This window comes from Pseudarthrobacter sp. NPDC080039 (genome assembly GCF_040702335.1).
GTDB classification, from domain to species: domain Bacteria; phylum Actinomycetota; class Actinomycetes; order Actinomycetales; family Micrococcaceae; genus Arthrobacter; species Arthrobacter enclensis_A.
In genome coordinates this window covers 207,276-224,760 of the sequence record NZ_JBFBKY010000006.1, presented here as the reverse complement: position 1 = coordinate 224,760, position 17,485 = coordinate 207,276, and the positions used below count along the sequence as shown (strand labels likewise).

The 17,485-nt window shown below is 66.5% G+C and carries 16 protein-coding genes; 10 read left to right on the top strand and 6 right to left on the bottom strand.

The window, feature by feature from the left end:
• Positions 1-23: 23 nt before the first annotated feature.
• The 3 genes from AB0313_RS09880 to AB0313_RS09870 are packed head-to-tail and all read left to right on the top strand — an operon-like array spanning position 24 to position 1,407.
• The gene (locus tag AB0313_RS09880) at positions 24-434 is read left to right on the top strand and encodes a DUF4244 domain-containing protein (RefSeq protein WP_141945974.1); all 411 of its coding nucleotides are present in this window, start codon (positions 24-26) and stop codon (positions 432-434) included.
• A gap of 44 nt (positions 435-478) precedes the next feature.
• Positions 479-970, top strand: a complete 492-nt coding sequence (locus tag AB0313_RS09875) for a TadE family type IV pilus minor pilin (protein WP_366305247.1) — start codon at positions 479-481, stop codon at positions 968-970.
• Positions 967-1,407: an Rv3654c family TadE-like protein gene (locus AB0313_RS09870; RefSeq protein WP_366305245.1), complete on the top strand. Its 441-nt coding sequence runs from the start codon at positions 967-969 to the stop codon at positions 1,405-1,407. Before AB0313_RS09875 ends, AB0313_RS09870 begins: the two co-directional genes overlap by 4 nt.
• Before the next feature lie 54 nt (positions 1,408-1,461).
• On the opposite strand, the gene AB0313_RS09865 is transcribed toward AB0313_RS09870, so the two are convergent.
• Both AB0313_RS09865 and AB0313_RS09860 read right to left on the bottom strand, forming a co-directional pair.
• The gene (locus AB0313_RS09865; RefSeq protein WP_366305243.1) at positions 1,462-3,837 is read right to left on the bottom strand and encodes a DEAD/DEAH box helicase; all 2,376 of its coding nucleotides are present in this window, start codon (positions 3,835-3,837) and stop codon (positions 1,462-1,464) included.
• A gap of 84 nt (positions 3,838-3,921) precedes the next feature.
• The gene (locus tag AB0313_RS09860) at positions 3,922-4,614 is read right to left on the bottom strand and encodes a GNAT family N-acetyltransferase (RefSeq protein ID WP_366305241.1); all 693 of its coding nucleotides are present in this window, start codon (positions 4,612-4,614) and stop codon (positions 3,922-3,924) included.
• A gap of 131 nt (positions 4,615-4,745) precedes the next feature.
• Between AB0313_RS09860 and AB0313_RS09855 the strand changes: the two genes are divergently transcribed.
• A complete protein-coding gene (locus AB0313_RS09855; protein ID WP_366305239.1) occupies positions 4,746-5,642 on the top strand; it encodes a rhodanese-related sulfurtransferase in 897 nt (298 codons plus the stop codon).
• Positions 5,643-5,717: 75 nt separating this feature from the next.
• On the opposite strand, the gene AB0313_RS09850 is transcribed toward AB0313_RS09855, so the two are convergent.
• A complete protein-coding gene (locus AB0313_RS09850) occupies positions 5,718-6,281 on the bottom strand; it encodes a hypothetical protein (protein ID WP_366305237.1) in 564 nt (187 codons plus the stop codon).
• 51 nt (positions 6,282-6,332) lie between these two features.
• Positions 6,333-6,809 (bottom strand): hypothetical protein, encoded by a 477-nt coding sequence (locus tag AB0313_RS09845; protein ID WP_366305235.1) that lies wholly within the window; start codon positions 6,807-6,809, stop codon positions 6,333-6,335.
• A 44-nt stretch (positions 6,810-6,853) separates the two neighbouring features.
• On the opposite strand from AB0313_RS09845, the gene AB0313_RS09840 reads away from it, so the two are divergent.
• The 5 genes from AB0313_RS09840 to proC all read left to right on the top strand — a co-directional run bounded on the left by AB0313_RS09840 (position 6,854) and on the right by proC (position 13,920).
• Complete coding sequence (locus tag AB0313_RS09840; RefSeq protein ID WP_366305233.1) at positions 6,854-8,491, top strand: methyltransferase; 1,638 nt, start codon at positions 6,854-6,856, stop codon at positions 8,489-8,491.
• 112 nt (positions 8,492-8,603) lie between these two features.
• On the top strand, positions 8,604-11,330 hold the full coding sequence (topA, locus tag AB0313_RS09835) for a type I DNA topoisomerase (RefSeq protein WP_366305231.1): 2,727 nt from the start codon (positions 8,604-8,606) through the stop codon (positions 11,328-11,330).
• Between the two features lie 84 nt (positions 11,331-11,414).
• Positions 11,415-11,834, top strand: a complete 420-nt coding sequence (locus tag AB0313_RS09830; protein WP_141945988.1) for an SseB family protein — start codon at positions 11,415-11,417, stop codon at positions 11,832-11,834.
• A 7-nt stretch (positions 11,835-11,841) separates the two neighbouring features.
• The gene (locus AB0313_RS09825) at positions 11,842-12,831 is read left to right on the top strand and encodes a Ppx/GppA phosphatase family protein (protein ID WP_366305229.1); all 990 of its coding nucleotides are present in this window, start codon (positions 11,842-11,844) and stop codon (positions 12,829-12,831) included.
• Between the two features lie 255 nt (positions 12,832-13,086).
• A complete protein-coding gene (gene proC, locus AB0313_RS09820; RefSeq protein ID WP_141945991.1) occupies positions 13,087-13,920 on the top strand; it encodes a pyrroline-5-carboxylate reductase in 834 nt (277 codons plus the stop codon).
• Positions 13,921-14,009: 89 nt separating this feature from the next.
• On the opposite strand, the gene AB0313_RS09815 is transcribed toward proC, so the two are convergent.
• The gene (locus AB0313_RS09815) at positions 14,010-14,648 is read right to left on the bottom strand and encodes a TrkA family potassium uptake protein (RefSeq protein ID WP_174237627.1); all 639 of its coding nucleotides are present in this window, start codon (positions 14,646-14,648) and stop codon (positions 14,010-14,012) included.
• 40 nt (positions 14,649-14,688) lie between these two features.
• Positions 14,689-16,122 (bottom strand): potassium transporter TrkG, encoded by a 1,434-nt coding sequence (locus AB0313_RS09810; protein WP_141945995.1) that lies wholly within the window; start codon positions 16,120-16,122, stop codon positions 14,689-14,691.
• Positions 16,123-16,227: 105 nt separating this feature from the next.
• On the opposite strand from AB0313_RS09810, the gene AB0313_RS09805 reads away from it, so the two are divergent.
• Complete coding sequence (locus AB0313_RS09805; protein ID WP_366305226.1) at positions 16,228-17,439, top strand: acetoin utilization protein AcuC; 1,212 nt, start codon at positions 16,228-16,230, stop codon at positions 17,437-17,439.
• Positions 17,440-17,485: the final 46 nt, after the last annotated feature.

Sequence of the window (17,485 nt, the reverse complement as noted above, 5' to 3'; positions counted from 1 at the left end):
GCTAACTACGGAAGGAAGACCCGATGTCCATCAACCACCAACGCAACTACTTCGCAGGAACCTCTGCGCCCCCTGCTTCCTGGCAGCGTCCCACGCCGCGGAGTGGGCGGGTGCGCAGCGGCGCCGGCCCATACACCTTCGGACCGGAAAGTGTCCCGAACCGGAGCCTGGCGGACGCATCCGTCCCCGGCGCCGCCGCCGTGCCAGTGCCCGGCAACGTGGTGGAGCTGTATCCAGGATCCGCCGCAGTCCCGGCCGCGTCCCGCCGCAGGCGGAGACTTCCGGGATCAGAGGCGGGGATGGCCACGGCGGAATATGCCATCGCCACCCTGGCGGCGGTAGGGTTCGCCGGGCTGCTCGTGTTCATTCTTCGCAGTGATGAGGTGAGGGGCTTCCTGCTCACGCTTATCCGCACCGCCCTGGCGCTGCCGTGACCCGTGGGGCCGGCTGGCCTTGTCCCTGGCGGCCCCGGCCCGGTGTGACCGGCTCGGTCGGGAGCAGGCACCTCGCTTTCGGCCAAAGAGCCGGTCTGCAGCGACACAGCGGAACAGCTGATCAAGCGAGGGGCACGGCGGACGCGGACCGGGGTACGGTCACGGCCGAATTTGCTGTCGTGTTGCCTGCCGTCCTGGCGTTGCTGGCCATGCTGTTGGCCGGAGCCGCTGCGGGCATGACCCAGCTGCGCATCGAGGAAGGCGCCCGGGCAGGTGCCAGGGCCCTGGCCAGGGGTGATGGCCCGGCTGCGGTTGAACGGACGGTCCGGACACTCGCCGGCGGCTCAGCCGCCGCGTCTGTTGCCGCCGACGGCGAGTGGTTCAACATCACGGTCACCGACCGTGTCGCCGGGCCCTTGGGATCGGCCATTCCGTTGGTCCTCACCGCCCGCGCCTCAACCCGCAGCGAAACGGCGGGGACGGGAGCCGGTGTGCCAGGTGGTGGCAGCGGCGTGACCGGTGGCGGGCTTAGGTGAGGAGGAATGGCTGGCCCCAAAACCCTGCTGGCGGGTGCTCCCGGAAAGCTGAACCCCGACGGCACCGCGGGAAAAGGCGGCCGCCGGAAAAAGGGGACGGGTGCGAGCGTGGGGCCGGGACGGTTCTGGCTGCAGGGGTTGCCCTCGTGGTCATGACCGCGATGGCAGTCATGCTCCTGCTGGTCCAGTCAGCCGTGCTGGCAAGCCGGGCGGCAGCGGCGGCAGACCTTGCAGCCCTTGCCGCAGCTGACGCTCTCCGTGGCATCAGCACCGGAGAGCCCTGCACGGTAGCCGCGGAGGTAGCTGCCCGCCATGCGGCCACGGTCCTCAGCTGTTCCGAGGGCCCGGGGCAGACAGTGGAGGTGCGGACCGGGCTGACCGGCAACCCCTTGCTGGGAACCGCAACCGGACATGCCCGTGCAGGACCTCCACCCTAGGGGCACACCGGTCAGCAGGGACATACTGCGCACCAGGGAGCCGCCGGGCAAGAGTCAGGTTGTGGCGTGCAGGCCCGCCGGCATGGCTTCCGTGGCGTCCTTGAGAAGGACGTCCAGCAGGGTCACAGCGGCCGCCTTGTCCAGCGGGTTGTTCTTGTTCCCACATTTGGGGGACTGGACGCAGGAGGGGCAGCCTGAGTCGCACTCGCAGGCATTGATGGCGTCCCGGGTTGCCCCCAGCCACACCCTCGCCTTGTCGAAACCCCGCTCAGCGAACCCGGCACCCCCGGGGTGCCCGTCATATACGAAAATGGTGGGCACCCCGGTGTCGGCGTGCAGCGCCGTGGAGACGCCGCCGATGTCCCAGCGGTCGCTCGAGGCAACGAGGGGCAGGAGGCCAATGGCGGCGTGCTCGGCGGCATGCAGGGCACCAGGGAACTGAGCCTCGATGAGCCCCGCTCCGGTGAGGGAGCGGTTATCCACCACGAACCACACCGCTTTGGTGAAGAGCTCGCGTGCCCCCAGTTCCAGCGGCTCTTCGCCAAGGACCTCATTGGAGATCAATGCCTTGCGCTGGAAGGAGACAACCTGGGTAGTGACCTTCACATCGCCGAAGTGGACGGTAACGTCGCCCCACTGCATGGTCCGCAGGGTGTCCAGGACCTCGATCTGGGTCACGTCGCGTGCTGTGGTGTAGTAGTCGGGGTTCGCCCGGCGCACCATCACGCAGTGGTCGTCCTCGTTCAGGTCCTCAACCAGGTAGGTGTCGCCCTGGTGGACATACACAGCGCCCGTATGCGCCTGGTAGTGGGTCTGCGGGGAGTCCATTGTTCCCAGGAGTGAGCCGGTTTCGGCATCGACGATGCTGACCGGACCCCCGCCGTCGGCGCGCAGATTCACCATACCCGCGGCGCTCTGCGAGTGCGTCCAGAACCACCCGGCGGGGCGCCGCCGGAGATAGCCCTGCGCCACCAGCCGGTCCAGGAGCATTTCGGCTGTGCCGCCGAAGAGGTCCAACTCAGCCGGTCCCAGCGGAAGTTCAGCGGCTGCCGCGCACAGATGCGGTCCGAGCACGTAGGGGTTGGACGGGTCGAAAACCGTGGCTTCCACCGACACGTCGAATATCGCTTCCGGGTGGTTCACGAGGTACGTGTCCAGCGGGTCGTCACTGGCCACGAATGCAGCCACGGCATCCTGGCCGGCGCGCCCCGCCCTGCCAATCTGCTGGAACAGTGATGCCCGGGTCCCGGGCCAGCCGGCCACCAGGACCGCGTCGAGGCCCGAGATATCTATGCCCAGCTCCAAGGCGGAGGTGCTGGAAACGCCCAGCAGCTGGCCGGAGCGCAGCGCTTTCTCCACAGCACGGCGTTCCTCCGGCAGGTATCCGGAGCGGTAGGCCGCCACGCGTTGGGGGAGGCTGGGGTCCACCTCGTCCAGGAGGCGCTTGGTGATGGCGGAAATGGTCTCGGCGCCCCGGCGTGACTTGATGAAGGCAATGGTGCGGATACGGGCGGACACCAGGTTGGCCAGCAGGTCAGAGGTTTCCGCCACGGCCGTGCGCCGTTCCTTGGCGCCGCTCTCCCCACGGACCTCAGTCAGCGCCGGCTCCCAGAGTGCCACCGTGGTGGCTCCATGGGGTGAACAGTCGCGGGAAACCGCCTTCACGGGTGCGCCGATAAGGCGAGAGAAGGACTTATCAGGCTCGGAAGCTGTGGCTGACGCTGCAATGAACACGGGTTCGGGAAAAGAGGTTCCCGCCCCGTAGTAGGCGCAGATCCGGCGCAGGCGCCGCATTAGGTTGGCCACATGCGATCCAAAGACACCGCGGTAGCTATGGGCCTCGTCGACGATGACGTAACGCAGCCGGCGGAAGAACGCTGCCCACCAGGCATGGTTGGGAAGGATGCCAAAGTGCAGCATGTCCGGGTTCGCCAGGATGAAGTTGGCGTGGTCGCGAATCCAGCGGCGGGCGGCAGGATCAGTATCGCCGTCGTAGGTCTCAGCCCGGACCGTGGGCAGTTTCAGCGCACGGATGGCGTTCAGCTGGTCCGCGGCCAGCGCCTTGGTGGGGGAGAGGTAAAGGGTGACGGCGCCGTCGTCGTGGATTTTGCCCGGGTCCGCAAGCACCCGCAGCTCCGACCGGTGGATCGCGTCCAGCGCAGGCAACTGGTACGCCAGCGACTTCCCGGACGCAGTTCCCGTGGCCACCACAACGTGCTCGCCCCCGTGGGCTGCCTGGGCCGCGTCCACCTGGTGCCGGTACGGTTCCCGGATACCCAGGGACGCATACGCCTCCACGATGTCCGGATGCAGCCACTCCGGCCATGGTGCGTGGACGGCTGCCCTCGCCGGGATGGTGCGGACATGACGCAGCTGTTCCGGGTCCGGGCCGCGGCCCAGCAAAGGAATCAGCGAGTCATGGGGGTTCACTCCACCATTCTTTCATCCGGCGCCCGGCCGGAAGGCAGCGCTTCGCCGATGGGAAAACCTGGGCGGCGGAACGGGGCCGGCAAATCAGCTCAGGGAAAGGTCCGTTCCGTCGTGCGATGCCGAGAGCATGAGGACCTGCGCGACGGTGGTCCAGCCGAGATGCGAATAGAGTTTCTGGCCGTCAATGGATGCAAGCAGGAGCCCGGTGCGGACATCGTGGCCGAAAGCCTGGGCCGCAAGCGCACGCATGATGAAACTGCCCAGGCCGCGCCGCTGGAACGCGGGCTGGGTGACGATCTTGTCGAACACCGCAGTATCGCCCACCACGAAAACACGGCCGCTGGCGGCTACGGCGTCCCCGGACCGGACCTCGGCGTAGTGGACCCCGTCCTGCTCGTAGGTGAAGAGCTTCAGGTCGTCGTCGGAAAGCCAGGGATCCTCGGCGTCCTGCGTCTCCATGTCCACGATCATCATGGTCTGCGTATTGGAGGTGACATTAAGCCCGTGGCTGGCTGCCATGGCGGCATAGCGGGAGGGGTCGTTCGTCAGGATGGTCAACACCCGGGCGGGTGTTTCCGCCGTTCTGGCAGCCAGGGCGGCAAACTCGTCATCAGTGGGCTCGGAAGCGAAGACTTCCCACTCCCCGGTCGTGTCGGCCCGCAGCGCGGACGGGAAGCGGCCCTCTGTGGAGGTCCGGTAGCCGCGGCAACCGGCCCAGCCGGCAACCCATACTTCAAGCAGGCCAGTGATGTCTTCAACCATGGTTTCCGGACTCATGGCAAGAACAATATTCCAGCCCGATCGCCAGCAACAGGGGGTGGTGGAGTGCTTATGCAATTGTGATCCGTACCCAGCCCGGACCGTGGAGCCAGACGGGTGGCGGCGGCCCAGACGGTACCCTTAAATACGTGGCTTTAAACAAGATTGTGCTCTTTTACGGCTTTACCCCCATCGCTGATCCGGACGCAGTACGGCTCTGGCAGCGTGCCCTCTGCGAGAAGCTGGGCCTGACGGGCCGCATTATCATCTCCAGGGACGGGATCAACGCCACCGTTGGCGGGGAAATTGGCGCCGTTAAACAGTACGTCAAGACCACGCGCGAATACTCCGGATTCAAGGGCATCGACGTGAAGTGGTCCGACGGCGGCGCGCAGGACTTTCCCCGACTCAGCGTGAAGGTGCGGGACGAGATCGTGTCCTTCGGGGCACCCGGGGAGCTCAGGGTCGACGGCAATGGCGTGGTGGGCGGCGGGACGCACCTCAAACCCCGGGAACTGCACGAGCTCATCGACGCCAGGAAGCAGGACGGCCAGGACGTGGTCTTCTTTGACGGCCGGAACGCGTTCGAGGCCCAGATCGGCCGGTTCAAGGACGCAGTGGTGCCGGACGTGGCCACAACCCATGACTTCATCAAGGAGCTGGACTCCGGCAAGTACGACTCCCTGAAGGACAAACCCGTAGTCACCTACTGCACCGGGGGTATCCGCTGCGAGGTGCTCTCCAGCCTGATGGTGAACCGCGGTTTTAAAGAGGTCTACCAGCTCGACGGCGGCATCGTGCGGTACGGCGAGGCCTTCAAAGACCAGGGGCTTTGGGAAGGCTCGCTCTACGTCTTCGACAAACGCATGCACCTGGAGTTCAGCGAGGACGCCAAGACCATAGGCGAGTGCGCCCGCTGCTCCGCGCCCACCAGCAAGTTCGAAAACTGCTCCAACCCCAGCTGCCGCACGTTGACGCTGTACTGCGCCGGGTGCGCCGCAAGCCCCGAAACACTCCGGTGCCCGGAAGGCTGCGCGGCAGCATAGCAGCGGCCCGGATCCGAAATCCTGCCCCACCCGGACAGGCCTGACGGCCACGGGTCGAGGCAGGGGCGGAGCACGTCAGAGCCGGTGCACCCGGAACGCATAGTTGGCTGGGGTTCTTGCCTCCAGCCTGACGGTCAGGACACTGTCCGTGGACAGATAGATGACGTTCTCGCGGTTAATGCCGCATCTGAGGGCCAGGTCCACCAAGGTAAGGGTGTCGCTGCGCACCGTGAATGTGACGCGGCGCTGGCTCCGGCAGGCGATGGCCAGGATGTAGGTTCCGGTCCCCAGCACCGGCGACGAAAAACTCCGGACCTCCCCTGCGACCAGGAGTCCGGCATCGGCCTGGACCACGGGCCCGGTGCTGTCCGGGAGCGCACGGGACACCCAGTCGCCGAGTTCGGCGTCGCTGACAGGGTCCTGCTGCAGCGGGTCGCGGGAGAAGGCAGGAGCGGGCGCAACGCTGGCGGTGGCCTGCGCGTTGCCGGCCCGGCCGTCGTCGTACGTATATTCACAGCCAGCCAGTGCACCTGCCGCAAGCACAAGTCCGAGGGCGACGGCGGCAACCGGCTTCGGTGCCGGGCACGCCCGTGCTGCCCCTTGGGAAAGGGCCGCGGAGAGTCTCCGCCCGCTGGGCATACTTCGACTTTAAGCCCGCCCAGGCCGCCCGGCCATAGCCGGAGCGGCGGGTTATTGCGCCGGTGCCATCTGGTAGGCGTACAGCAGCGGCGCGTCCACGCTGGAACCGCTGATTTGCACCCGGCCAGCCGCGGGAAGGGTGATCCTGGTGGTTTCCTGCCGCCCGTTGCAGGCTGCCCCGGCTTCCGCGACCGGCTTGCCGTCCAGCGATACCGCGAAGAAGGCCTTGCCCGTCCCCTCGCATACGGCCGTGATCATGTACTTGCCGGCTGGAACCCTGGCGGCCTCCCGAACGATGGGGTCACGGTTGAGGATCTTTCCCGAATCCTGGAGCACAACACCGGGCGCGGAGGTCGGCATGGCCGTTGCCCGCCACTTCGGAACATCCGCGTTTTCCACAGAGTTGACCGGCGCGCAGCCGGCCACTGCAGCGCCGAGCGCCGTGGCAACCAGCATCAAAGACAGAATGCGCCGGGCTGCTGCGGGGGCCTTGGGGGCATGCGGCATGACGGGGAGGCGGGAAGGCATGGCTCCACCGTACCCCCGCCGGCACACCGGACTAAACTTGAGCGGTGCCTAGATCCCCTTACGAGTTCACCGCCGGCAACACCCCCGACGCGCCCCGCAGCGACCTCCCGGAACTGCTGGCCGCGCTGGCCGCAGACCTGCGGCGCCTGGAGTACACGCTGGACGGCGTGGCCGGACTGCTGGGGCCTGCAGCCTCCGCGGCGCTGAACCGGGACCAGATCATCCCCGCGCTGCTTGCTGCCGAGCAGGCAGTAGGGAAGGACAAAGGTGCGGCGCCGCTTGCCGCCGTCGTCCGCCTGTGGCTCCTTGCCGAGCCGCAGGACCGGGAAACGCTCGACGCGGCCCTGCCCGGCACCGGCGCGGAAGGCCTGCTGAAGCTGGGCCTGGTGCAGCCCGTTCCCGGTTCGGACCTGCTGACCGCCAGGGCAGACCTGCGGCCCTACGGCTGGGACAAAAACGAAGACGGCAGCGGCGGCGCCGAGCTGTGGGTCGCCAGCGACCTTGCCGCCCACCAGCAGGCGGGCGTGCTGCGGCACGACCACGTCCTGGGCATCGGGCAGGCATCCACCACCCTGGTGCAGACCACCATCCGCCGCCACACTGAGCGCGCCCTGGACCTGGGCACAGGCTGCGGGATCCAGGCCTTCCACCTGCTGCACCACTGCCAGCACGTGACGGCCACTGACATCTCCGAGCGCGCCCTCGCCTACGCGCGGTTCAACATCCTGCTTAATGCCGGGCAACTTTCCGTCGACCCGGACCGCCTGGAGGACAGGGTGAGCCTGCGCCTGGGCTCCCTCCTGGAACCGGTGGCCGGCGAGGAATTCGGCCTGGTGGTCTCCAACCCGCCGTTCGTCATCACCCCGCGCAGCGCCGGCGAGGAGGCGTCGGGCCAGTTCACCTACCGCGACGGCGGCCTGCCGGGCGACGAGATCGTCGCGTCCCTCGTGGCGGACCTGCCCGGTGTCCTGGCGCCCGGCGGATGGGCGCAGATGCTGGGGAACTGGGAAGTCCCCGACGGCGCGGACTGGGACGAGCGGCCAAGGTCATGGGTGCGGCCGGGCACCGACGCCTGGTTCATCCAGCGCGAGCAGGTCAGCCCGGAACAATACGCCGAAACCTGGCTGCAGGACGCCTCCGAGTCCCGGGACCGGAAGCACTACCGGGAGGCGTACGCCGCCTACCTCGCGGACTTCGCCGCACGGAACGTGGCCGGGATCGGCTTCGGCATGGTGTGGCTGCGCCGCCATGCTGACGGCGGGCAGGCCGCCATCAGCCGCTTCGAGGAAATCAGCTACCCCATCGAGCAGCCCATCGGCCCCCACCTGGGCGCCGCCGTCGAACGCAGCGACTGGCTCGCCGCGCACGATCTTGCCCAAACGCACCTGCTCGTTGCCGACGACGTCACCGAGGAGCGCCACCAGCGTCCCGGCGCCGAGCACCCGGGGGTGATCCTGCTCAGGCAAGGTGCCGGCCTGCGCCGCACCAACCTGATGAGCACGGAGCTGGCCGGGTTTGTGTCCGCGTGCGACGGCGACCTCACCGCAGGACAGATCGCCGGTGCCTTGGAGGCCCTCCTGGGTGGAGAGGCCGGCTCATTCCAGCGCTCGCTGCTTGCCGATGTGGCCAACCTGGTGCGGGACGGGTTCCTCATTCCGGCCGCGTTTCCGGCCGAACAGTAAGCCCCCTTATGCCCCCGTCTTTTCCACATGAATGCGCACGATTCCCCAAAATATGGTGAACTAGGCGAACATGGGCTCATCTGCCCCAGCAACCCTTTTCTGTAGGAGCACCGTGCCAAGCAAGGCCAAAACCGGCAAGAAACTCGTGATTGTGGAGTCTCCGGCCAAGAGCAAGACCATCGCCAAGTACCTCGGCGAGGGCTTCATCGTGGAGGCTTCCATCGGTCACATCAGGGACCTGCCGCAGCCGTCCGAACTCCCCGCCGAGCTGAAAAAGACGTCGGTGGGCAAGTTCGCCGTCGACATTGAGCACGACTTCAAGCCCTACTACGTGGTCTCCCCGGACAAGAAGAAAAAGGTCACTGAGCTCAAGGCCGCGCTCAAGGATGCCGACGAACTCTATCTGGCAACAGATGGGGACCGCGAGGGTGAGGCCATCGCGTGGCACCTGCTGGAAGTCCTCAAGCCCAAGGTTCCGGTCTACCGGATGACCTTCGGTGAAATCACCAAGGAAGCCATCCAGCGCGCCATGGGCAACCTGCGGGACGTCGACCAGGACCTGGTGGACGCCCAGGAGACCCGCCGTGTCCTGGACCGGCTCTACGGTTACGAAATCTCGCCCGTGCTCTGGCGCAAGGTGGCGCGCGGCCTCTCCGCAGGGCGCGTGCAGTCCGTGGTCACCCGCATGGTGGTGGACCGCGAACGTGAGCGCATGGCATTCAAGGCCGCGTCCTACTGGGATCTGACCGGCCAGTTCGGCGCGGAATCAGGCTCCTTCAAGGCGAAGCTTGCCGCCGTTGACGGTGCCAAGGTGGCCACGGGCCGCGACTTCAATGACAACGGCGAGCTCACCTCCCGCAACGTCGCCCATCTCAACCAGGAACTGGCGACGTCGCTGGCGGCCGGGCTGCAGAACGCGGACTTCCGGGTGCGCGCGGTGGATACCAAGCCGTACACCCGCCGCCCCGCTGCACCGTTCACTACCTCCACCCTCCAGCAGGAGGCCGGCCGCAAGCTGCGGTTCTCGTCCAAGAGCACCATGCAGATCGCCCAGCGGCTGTATGAAAACGGCTACATCACCTATATGCGTACGGACTCGTCCGCATTGAGCGACGAAGCCATCACGGCCGCCCGCCGGCAGGCTTCGGAACTGTATGGTCCGGAGTACGTCCCGCAGTCGCCGCGCTTGTACTCGAACAAGGCAGCCAACGCCCAGGAAGCACACGAGGCCATCCGCCCCGCAGGTGACTCCTTCCGGACACCGGCCCAGGTTGCCAAGCAGCTCTCCGGCGACGAGTTCCGGCTCTACGAACTCATCTGGAAGCGCACCGTCGCCTCCCAGATGGGGGATGCCAAGGGCTCGACGGCGACCATCCGCCTGGGTGCCGTGTCCTCTGACGGGCGCGATGCGGAATTCTCCGCCTCCGGTACCGTGATCACGTTCCCCGGCTTCCTTGCCGCCTACGAGGAAGGCAAGGACGAGACCCGCGGCGACGACGATTCAGACGAGGCGCGCCGCCTGCCCAACGTGGCCAAGGACGATTCCCTCACCGCCTCCGACATCCAGGCAGTGGGCCACGAAACGTCCCCGCCGCCGCGTTACACCGAAGCGTCCCTGACAGCGGAACTGGAGAAGAAGGGCATCGGACGTCCGTCCACCTACGCCTCCACCATCTCCACTATCCAGGACCGCGGCTACGTCCGTAAGCAGGGATCCGCGCTGGTACCCAGCTGGATTGCGTTCTCGGTGATCCGGCTCCTGGAGCAGCACTTCTCCGACTACGTGGACTACGAGTTCACTGCCGACATGGAAGGCGACCTGGACAAGATCGCCAACGGCCAGGAGGCCGGCGCGTCCTGGCTGCGGCACTTCTACTTCGGTGAGGGGACCGATCCCGGGCTGCTGAGCATTGTCAACAACCTGGGCGAGATCGACGCCAGGGAAATCAACTCCATTCCCATCACCGACGAGATCACGCTCCGGGTGGGCAAGTTCGGCCCCTACCTGGAAAGCTCGGCCGCCGTGGTGGACCCCAAGACCGGCGAGATCGTTGAGTCGGCCCGCGCCAACGTCCCGGAGGACCTGGCCCCTGACGAGCTGACGGCCGCCAAGGCCATCGAACTGATGGAGACGGCGGCACCTGAGGAGCGTGTGCTGGGCACCGACCCGCACACGGGACACACCGTCGTGGCCAAGAACGGCCGCTACGGCGCCTACGTCACCGAAATCATCCCCGAGATGACCGAGGAAGAGCTGGCCAGCCAGCCGGTGGAGTACTACAAGAACGGCAAGCCCAAGCCGCCCAAGAAGCCGGTGAAGGCCAAGCCGCGTACGGGATCGCTGTTCAAGTCCATGACGGTGGAGTCCGTCACGCTGGACGAGGCACTCCAGCTCATGAGCCTGCCCCGCGCCCTGGGCGAGGACGCCGGAGGCAACCTCATCACCGTCCAGAACGGGCGGTTCGGCCCCTACCTGAAGAAGGGAACGGACTCCCGCTCCATCGGCTCCGAAGAGGAAATCTTCACCATCACCCTGGATCAGGCCCTGGAGATCTACTCCCAGCCCAAGCAGCGCGGCGCCCGTGCTGCGGTGCCGCCCCTGGCCGAGTTCGGCCCGGACCCGGTGTCGGAGAAGAACATCGTGGTGAAGGAGGGCCGGTTCGGTCCCTACATCACCGACGGCATCACCAACATCACCGTGCCCCGCGCCACCTCGCTGGAGGAGCTCACGCGGGAACAGGCAGTGGAACTGCTGGCGGAAAAGCGCGCAAAGGGTCCGGTCAAGCGGACGGCAACCCGCAAAGCGCCGGCCAAGAAGAAGGCAACGGCCAAGAAGTGACTGCCGTGGTTGAGCACGGGGCGCAGGCCCCGCGCTCAACCACCGGGGTTTGCATGCGCTTCGGTATCGTGATCGGCTAGTCGTATGACTGAACAGCAGGGAATCGACGACACCAACCCGCTCAATGACCTTGAGGAGAAGCTCGCCACCGGCGGACAGCCCGATGCGAACCCCGTGGACGTCATCCTGTCGTTCCTTAACAGCGAGGTCTACATCATCAGCTCGGACACGGTGGAGGGCATCGACTCCCAGGTGGAGCCGCTGGTCCTGGCCAACGCCGACGGCGACCCCGTCCTTGCCGTCTTTTCGCACCCCAGCAGGGTGGACCAGCAGTACCTGGAGGCGGCTCCGAACGTGCTGGGCACCCAGGGGGCGGCCATCATCGCCAACATCGGCGATGAACTGGGCATGGTGATCAACCCGGGCGCAGCCTACGGCTTTGAGATCAACCCGGAGGGCGTGGCCAATATCAGGCGCGACTTCAAGCGCGCTGACGAGCAATAATGTCCCCATGCGTCTAGGCGTCCTCGATATAGGGTCCAACACTGTCCATTTGCTCCTGGTGGATGCCCACCCCGGTGCACAGCCTGTCCCGTTCGCGTCGCACAAACGGCCGCTGTCCTTGGTGCAGTACCTTGAGCCCGATGGCAGCATCAGCGACGAGGGCCAGCACGAGCTGACCGAGTTCGTCCTGGAGGCCTGGGAATTCGCTGCCCGGCACAAGGCAGAGGACCTGCTGGCCTTCTGTACATCCGCCATCCGCGAGGCCACCAACGGCCCCGCAGTCCTGGCCCGGGTCAAGCATGAGACCACCGTGACCCTTCAGGAACTCAGCGGCAGCGAGGAAGCGTCCATGACCTTTTTTGCGGTCCGCCGGTGGCATGGATGGGGCGCCGGTCCCATCCTGAACCTGGACATCGGCGGCGGTTCCTTCGAAATGGCATTCGGCCAGGATGAACTTCCCGAGGTGGCCACCTCCGTTCCCCTTGGTGCCAGCCGCCTCACCAGGGACTGGCTCGCCGAGGATCCGCCGTCGGCCAAGAGTGTCAAGGAACTCCGGCGCTACATCCGGGCAACGCTGAAGCCCGCCGTCCGTGAATTCGAGGGCCTGGGCCGGGCCAACGTGGTGGCCGGGACCTCCAAGACCTTCCGTTCCCTGGCCCGGATCGCCGGAGCCGCCCCCAGCGCCGAAGGCCCGTACGTCAAACGCGAACTGCATGCCTCGGACCTGGGCATTTGGACCCAGCGGATCTCCGCGATGAGCTCCGAGGACCGGCTGCACCTTCCAGGTGTTTCAGAGGCCCGGGCCCACCAGCTGCTGGCCGGGGCATTGGTGGCCGAGGCTGCGCTGGAGATGTTCAAGTTCAAGAAACTGCGCATCTGCCCATGGGCACTTCGTGAAGGACTCATCCTCCGGCGCCTGGACCAGCTCGTGTTTTCCGGGCCGCTGGAGCCCGCGCCCCATGTGACCGCCGCGCCGTCGGTGGACGCAACAGTCTAGCTACCTGTAAATCAGCGTTCCGGCAGGCGGTTGGCCGGCAACTGCAGTTTAAATGCGGAAGCACCGGGGCCGGCAACAGGAAAATGGGGGAAAACCTGTTGCCGTGCCACCGGTGCCCTGGCAGGCATCCCCATGCCTGCCGCATCACTCGCACCCTCAATGAGGTAATAACCACGTTAGGACCCCAAGTTGTGCGCTGCCTGCGCTGAAGATGGGAGTTGCCTGTGAATGCGTACCAACTGCAATGATGGAGGCATGAGCAACCGAATCGCATTCCTTGGCTGTGGATCCATGAACGAAGCCATTCTTGGCGGCCTGCTGGAGGCAGGAACAGATCCGGGGGATGTGGTGGCAACCGTCCGCCGCGCCGGGCGCGCGTCCGAGCTGGCCGAGCGGTACCAAGGGATCACCGCCATCGCCGGCGAGGAAGAACCGGACAACAACCGGCAGGCCACCAAGGGGTCCGCCGTCGTCATCCTTGGCGTCAAGCCCGTTGGCATCGCTGACCTGGCCCGGGAGATCAGCCCTGCCCTTTCGCCGGACACCGTGGTGGTCAGCGTGGCGGCCGCCGTCTCCATCGCCCAACTGGAGGCCGCCCTCCCGGAAGGGCAGCCGGTCATCCGGACGATGCCCAACACGCCGGCAAAACTGGGCCGCGGTGTGGTGTCCGTTTCGCCCGGCACCCATTGCACGCCTGAGCAGCTTCAAATGGTCAAGGACATCCTGCAGGGCGCCGGGACCGTCGTGGAGGTTCCGGAGGAACAGGTGGACGCGCTCTCGGCCATCAGCGGATCGGGTCCCGCGTACGCCTTCTACCTGGCCGAAGCCATGGCCTCGGCGGGCGAAAAGCTGGGCCTGGACCACGAGCTGTCGCTGCTGCTGGCCCGCGAAACCGTCGCCGGCGCCGGCCTCATGCTCGCCCAGCCCGGGGCGGACCCGGCAGCGCTTCGCAAAGCTGTTACCAGCCCCAACGGGACCACCGAACGCGCCATTGCCACCTTCGACGAACAGGGCATCCCGGCAATCATCGCGGCCGGCGCCAGGGCAGCAGCGGACCGGGCAGCGGAAATTACCAAGCAGCTCGGCTAGCGGGTTTCCCTGGGCCCGGCCACCACTGGCTGGGCCCACGACGTCAGGGTTCCCTGACCGAGCTTCCGAGGTTAGGGTGCGGTTGGGGACTACGGGCGGGCGGCGAACCGTTCCAGCAGGTCCACGTGGCCTGACACGATCAGCATGTCCCGCGAGGACACCTTGGTCTCCGGCCTGGCGTAGGTAAAGTCCTCACCCGGGGACTTCACGCCCACAATGGTCACCCCGTACTTGGAGCGGACCTTTGACTCGTCAAGGGTGAAGCCCACCGTTTCGCGCGGCGGGTACATCTTCACGATGGCGAAGTCGTCGTCGAACTCGATGAAGTCCAGCATGCGCCCGGAGACCAGGTGCGCGGCACGGACGCCGGCGTCGGCCTCGGGATAGATGACGTGGTTGGCGCCGATCCGGGTGAGGATCTTGCCGTGGGACGGGGTAATGGCCTTGACCCAAAGATGTTCGATGCCGAGGTCCACCAGATTGACGGCGATCAGCACGGAAGACTCGATGGAGGTGCCCACGCCCACGACGGCGGAGCTGAACTCCTGTGCGCCGAGCTGGCGGAGTGCGTCGATGTTGGTGGCGTCGGCCTCCACCACGTGGGTCAGCAGCGGCGCCCATTTCTGCACCAGGTTCCGGTCCCGCTCGATGGCGAGGACTTCGCGGCCCTGCTTGACCAGCTGCTCGGCGGTGGACGATCCGAAGCGGCCCAGCCCGATCACCAGCACCGGGGCGTTGTGGGCGGGGCGCCGGGGGGCGTCTGTGGAACTAGCCAATGATCGGCCTCTCTTCGGGGTAGTGGTACAACTGGCTGCGCTGGCGCAGGGCAAGCGCAGCGGCGAGGGTAACGGTACCCACACGGCCGGCGAACATCAGCACCGTGAGGACGTAGACCCCCGCAGGAGGCATTTCCGCGCTCAGGTTGGTGCTGAGCCCCACCGTAGCGAACGCGGAGATGGTTTCGAACAAAACGCGGTCCAGCGACTGGCCGCTGATGTGGAGCAGCAGGAACGCCGATACGGAGACCAGGGTGGCGCCTGCGACGATGACCGAGATGGCAACGCGCATGCTGCCCTGTGGGATGGTCCTGCCGTAGACCTTGACGTCGGCGTCGCCGCGGGCCTCGGCGATGATTGCCAGGAACATCACGGCGATGGTGGTTACCTTGATGCCGCCTGCTGTTGACGCTGAGCCGCCGCCGGCGAACATCAGGGCGTCGGTGAGCAGCATGGTGGTGGAGTCCATTTGGTTCTGGTCCACCAGGTTGAACCCGCCGGACCGCATCATCACGGAGGCAAAGAGGGCGTGCGTGATTTTGTCACCCACGCTCATGGAACCAATGGTCCGGGCGTTGTCCCACTCCATCAGGGCCCAAAGGAATGCCCCCGCAAACAGCAGGATCAGGGACACCTGGATGGTGAGTTTGGTGTGGAGGTTCCACTTCTTCCAGTTCAGCCCGTTCTGCTGCAAAACCATCACCACGGGGAATCCCAGGCTGCCCAGGAAGACTCCCACCATGAGGGGGATGAGGATCCACAGGTCTGTCTCGTAGGGCACGATGCCGTCCGAGTGCGGGGTGAAGCCTGCGTTGTTGAACGACGAGATGGAGTAGAAGATGCCGTGCCAGACGGACTGCCAGAACGGCTCGCCCAAGGTGAGGAACCGAGGGACCAACGCGAGGGCCAGGACTGCCTCGATGACCACGGATGTGGTGATGACGATCCGCAGCAGGGTACCCACTTCGCCCAGCCGGCCGGCGTTGTTCATGGACTCGGCGGCGATGATCTTGCCGCGCACGCCCAGGCGTTTGCTGACCATCAGCGCCAGCAGGGACGCCAGCGTCAAAGTTCCCAAACCGCCGATGAAGATGCCCAGCAGGATCACCAGCTGGCCGAAGAAGGACCAGTGGGCGGCGGTGGACACGACGGTTAGGCCGGTGACGCAGACTGCCGAGACGGCGGTGAAGAGCGCCTCGTAGACGGGAGTGGCGGTCCCGTCGGCCGCAGACACAGGCAGGGACAGCAGGAACGTGAACACGATGCATACAGTGGCGAACGCGGTCAGGGCCAGGCGGGCGGGGGACGTGTTGGCGATATCGTCTATGAAGTCGCGCAGCCGCGTGAAGATCCACAGGCCCTCCCGCTCCTGCGCCGGGGGGTGCCAGGTGGCCGGGGTGCGGGGCCTTGACTGGCTCTGCGTCATGTGTGGCTTTTTCCTCGGTTGAAACGGCTTCCCCCAGTAGTAAACCACTAAAGCGCGGGTCATGGCCGGGAGGACGGCGGTGCGGGCTCGGGTAGCCTGTGATTGATGACATACCTGCCCGGCCTCAGCCAGCCCTCGCCGCCTACGGTGGTGGCGTGGAGTCCTGACATGACAGCCTACAACTTCGGCCCGGGGCACCCTATGGCGCCGGAGCGGATGGACCTGACCGCCCGGCTGGCCCGCAGCCTGGGCCTGTTCGACCTGGATCATGTTGACGTGGCGGCGCCGGAAGTGGCTTCCGACGCCGACCTGCAGTCCGTCCACTCACCCGGCTATGTGGCTGCAGTCCGCAGGGTCAGTGCCGACCCCTCCCGGCCGGACGAATCCCGTGGGCTGGGCACTGAGGATGACCCCGCGTTTGCCGGCATGCACGAGGCGGCTGCCCGCCTGGCCGGCGGGTCGGTGATGGCGGCCCGGCGCATATTGGAGGGTACGGCCGTGCATGCCGTGAACTTCGGCGGCGGCATGCACCATGCCGCCAGGGACCGCGCCAGCGGATTCTGCATCTATAACGACGCGGCAATGGCGGTGCAGAAACTGCTCGACGGCGGCGTACACAAAGTGGCCTATATCGATGTCGACGCCCACCATGGGGACGGAACGCAGAACATTTTTTGGGACGACCCCCGTGTCCTCACCATCTCGCTGCACGAAACAGGCCTCACCCTTTTTCCGGGGACCGGCTTTGCCAACGAAATTGGTGGTCCCGCAGCGGAGGGGACGGCCGTGAATCTCGCACTGCCCGCAGGCACCGCTGACGCCGGCTGGCTGCGGGCCTTCTACGCCGTGGTGCCGCAACTGGTGGGTGCTTTCGAACCGGAGGTCATCGTCAGCCAGCACGGCTGCGATTCACACCGCAGTGACCCCCTCACGCACCTCAACCTCAGCGTTGACGGACAGCGCGAGGCAGCGAACGCCGTCGGACATCTCGCCGAGCGCTACTGCGGCAGCCGCTGGATCGCGACGGGCGGCGGGGGCTACAACGTACTGGACGTGGTGCCGCGCGCCTGGAGCCACCTGGTGGCCATCGCCGCGGGACGCCCCGTGCCGCTGCGGACCCCGGTGCCCGGGGACTGGCGCCGGTACGTGGTGGAGAAGTTCGGCGTCGATGCTCCCGCGCTCATGGGGGACGAGGTGGAGCTGTGGTGGCGGTCGTGGGAGGTGGGTTTCGACCCCAACGACGCCGTGGACCGCACTGTCATGGCCACGCGCAAGGCCGTGTTCCCGCTGCACGGCCTGGACCCCTGGTTCGATTAGGGGCCGGTTTCGCAGAAAGCGCGGACAGCCGAAATAGTTGATGCCT

Coding starts and splice junctions, on each gene's coding strand:
- AB0313_RS09880 (WP_141945974.1), top strand. CDS start 24: ATGTCCATCAACCACCAACGCAACTACTTCGCAGGAACCTCTGCGCCC.
- AB0313_RS09860 (WP_366305241.1), bottom strand. CDS start 4,614: ATGAGTCCGGAAACCATGGTTGAAGACATCACTGGCCTGCTTGAAGTA.
- AB0313_RS09850 (WP_366305237.1), bottom strand. CDS start 6,281: ATGCCCAGCGGGCGGAGACTCTCCGCGGCCCTTTCCCAAGGGGCAGCA.
- AB0313_RS09845 (WP_366305235.1), bottom strand. CDS start 6,809: ATGCCTTCCCGCCTCCCCGTCATGCCGCATGCCCCCAAGGCCCCCGCA.
- AB0313_RS09830 (WP_141945988.1), top strand. CDS start 11,415: ATGACTGAACAGCAGGGAATCGACGACACCAACCCGCTCAATGACCTT.
- AB0313_RS09825 (WP_366305229.1), top strand. CDS start 11,842: ATGCGTCTAGGCGTCCTCGATATAGGGTCCAACACTGTCCATTTGCTC.
- proC (WP_141945991.1), top strand. CDS start 13,087: ATGAGCAACCGAATCGCATTCCTTGGCTGTGGATCCATGAACGAAGCC.
- AB0313_RS09810 (WP_141945995.1), bottom strand. CDS start 16,122: ATGACGCAGAGCCAGTCAAGGCCCCGCACCCCGGCCACCTGGCACCCC.
- AB0313_RS09805 (WP_366305226.1), top strand. CDS start 16,228: ATGACATACCTGCCCGGCCTCAGCCAGCCCTCGCCGCCTACGGTGGTG.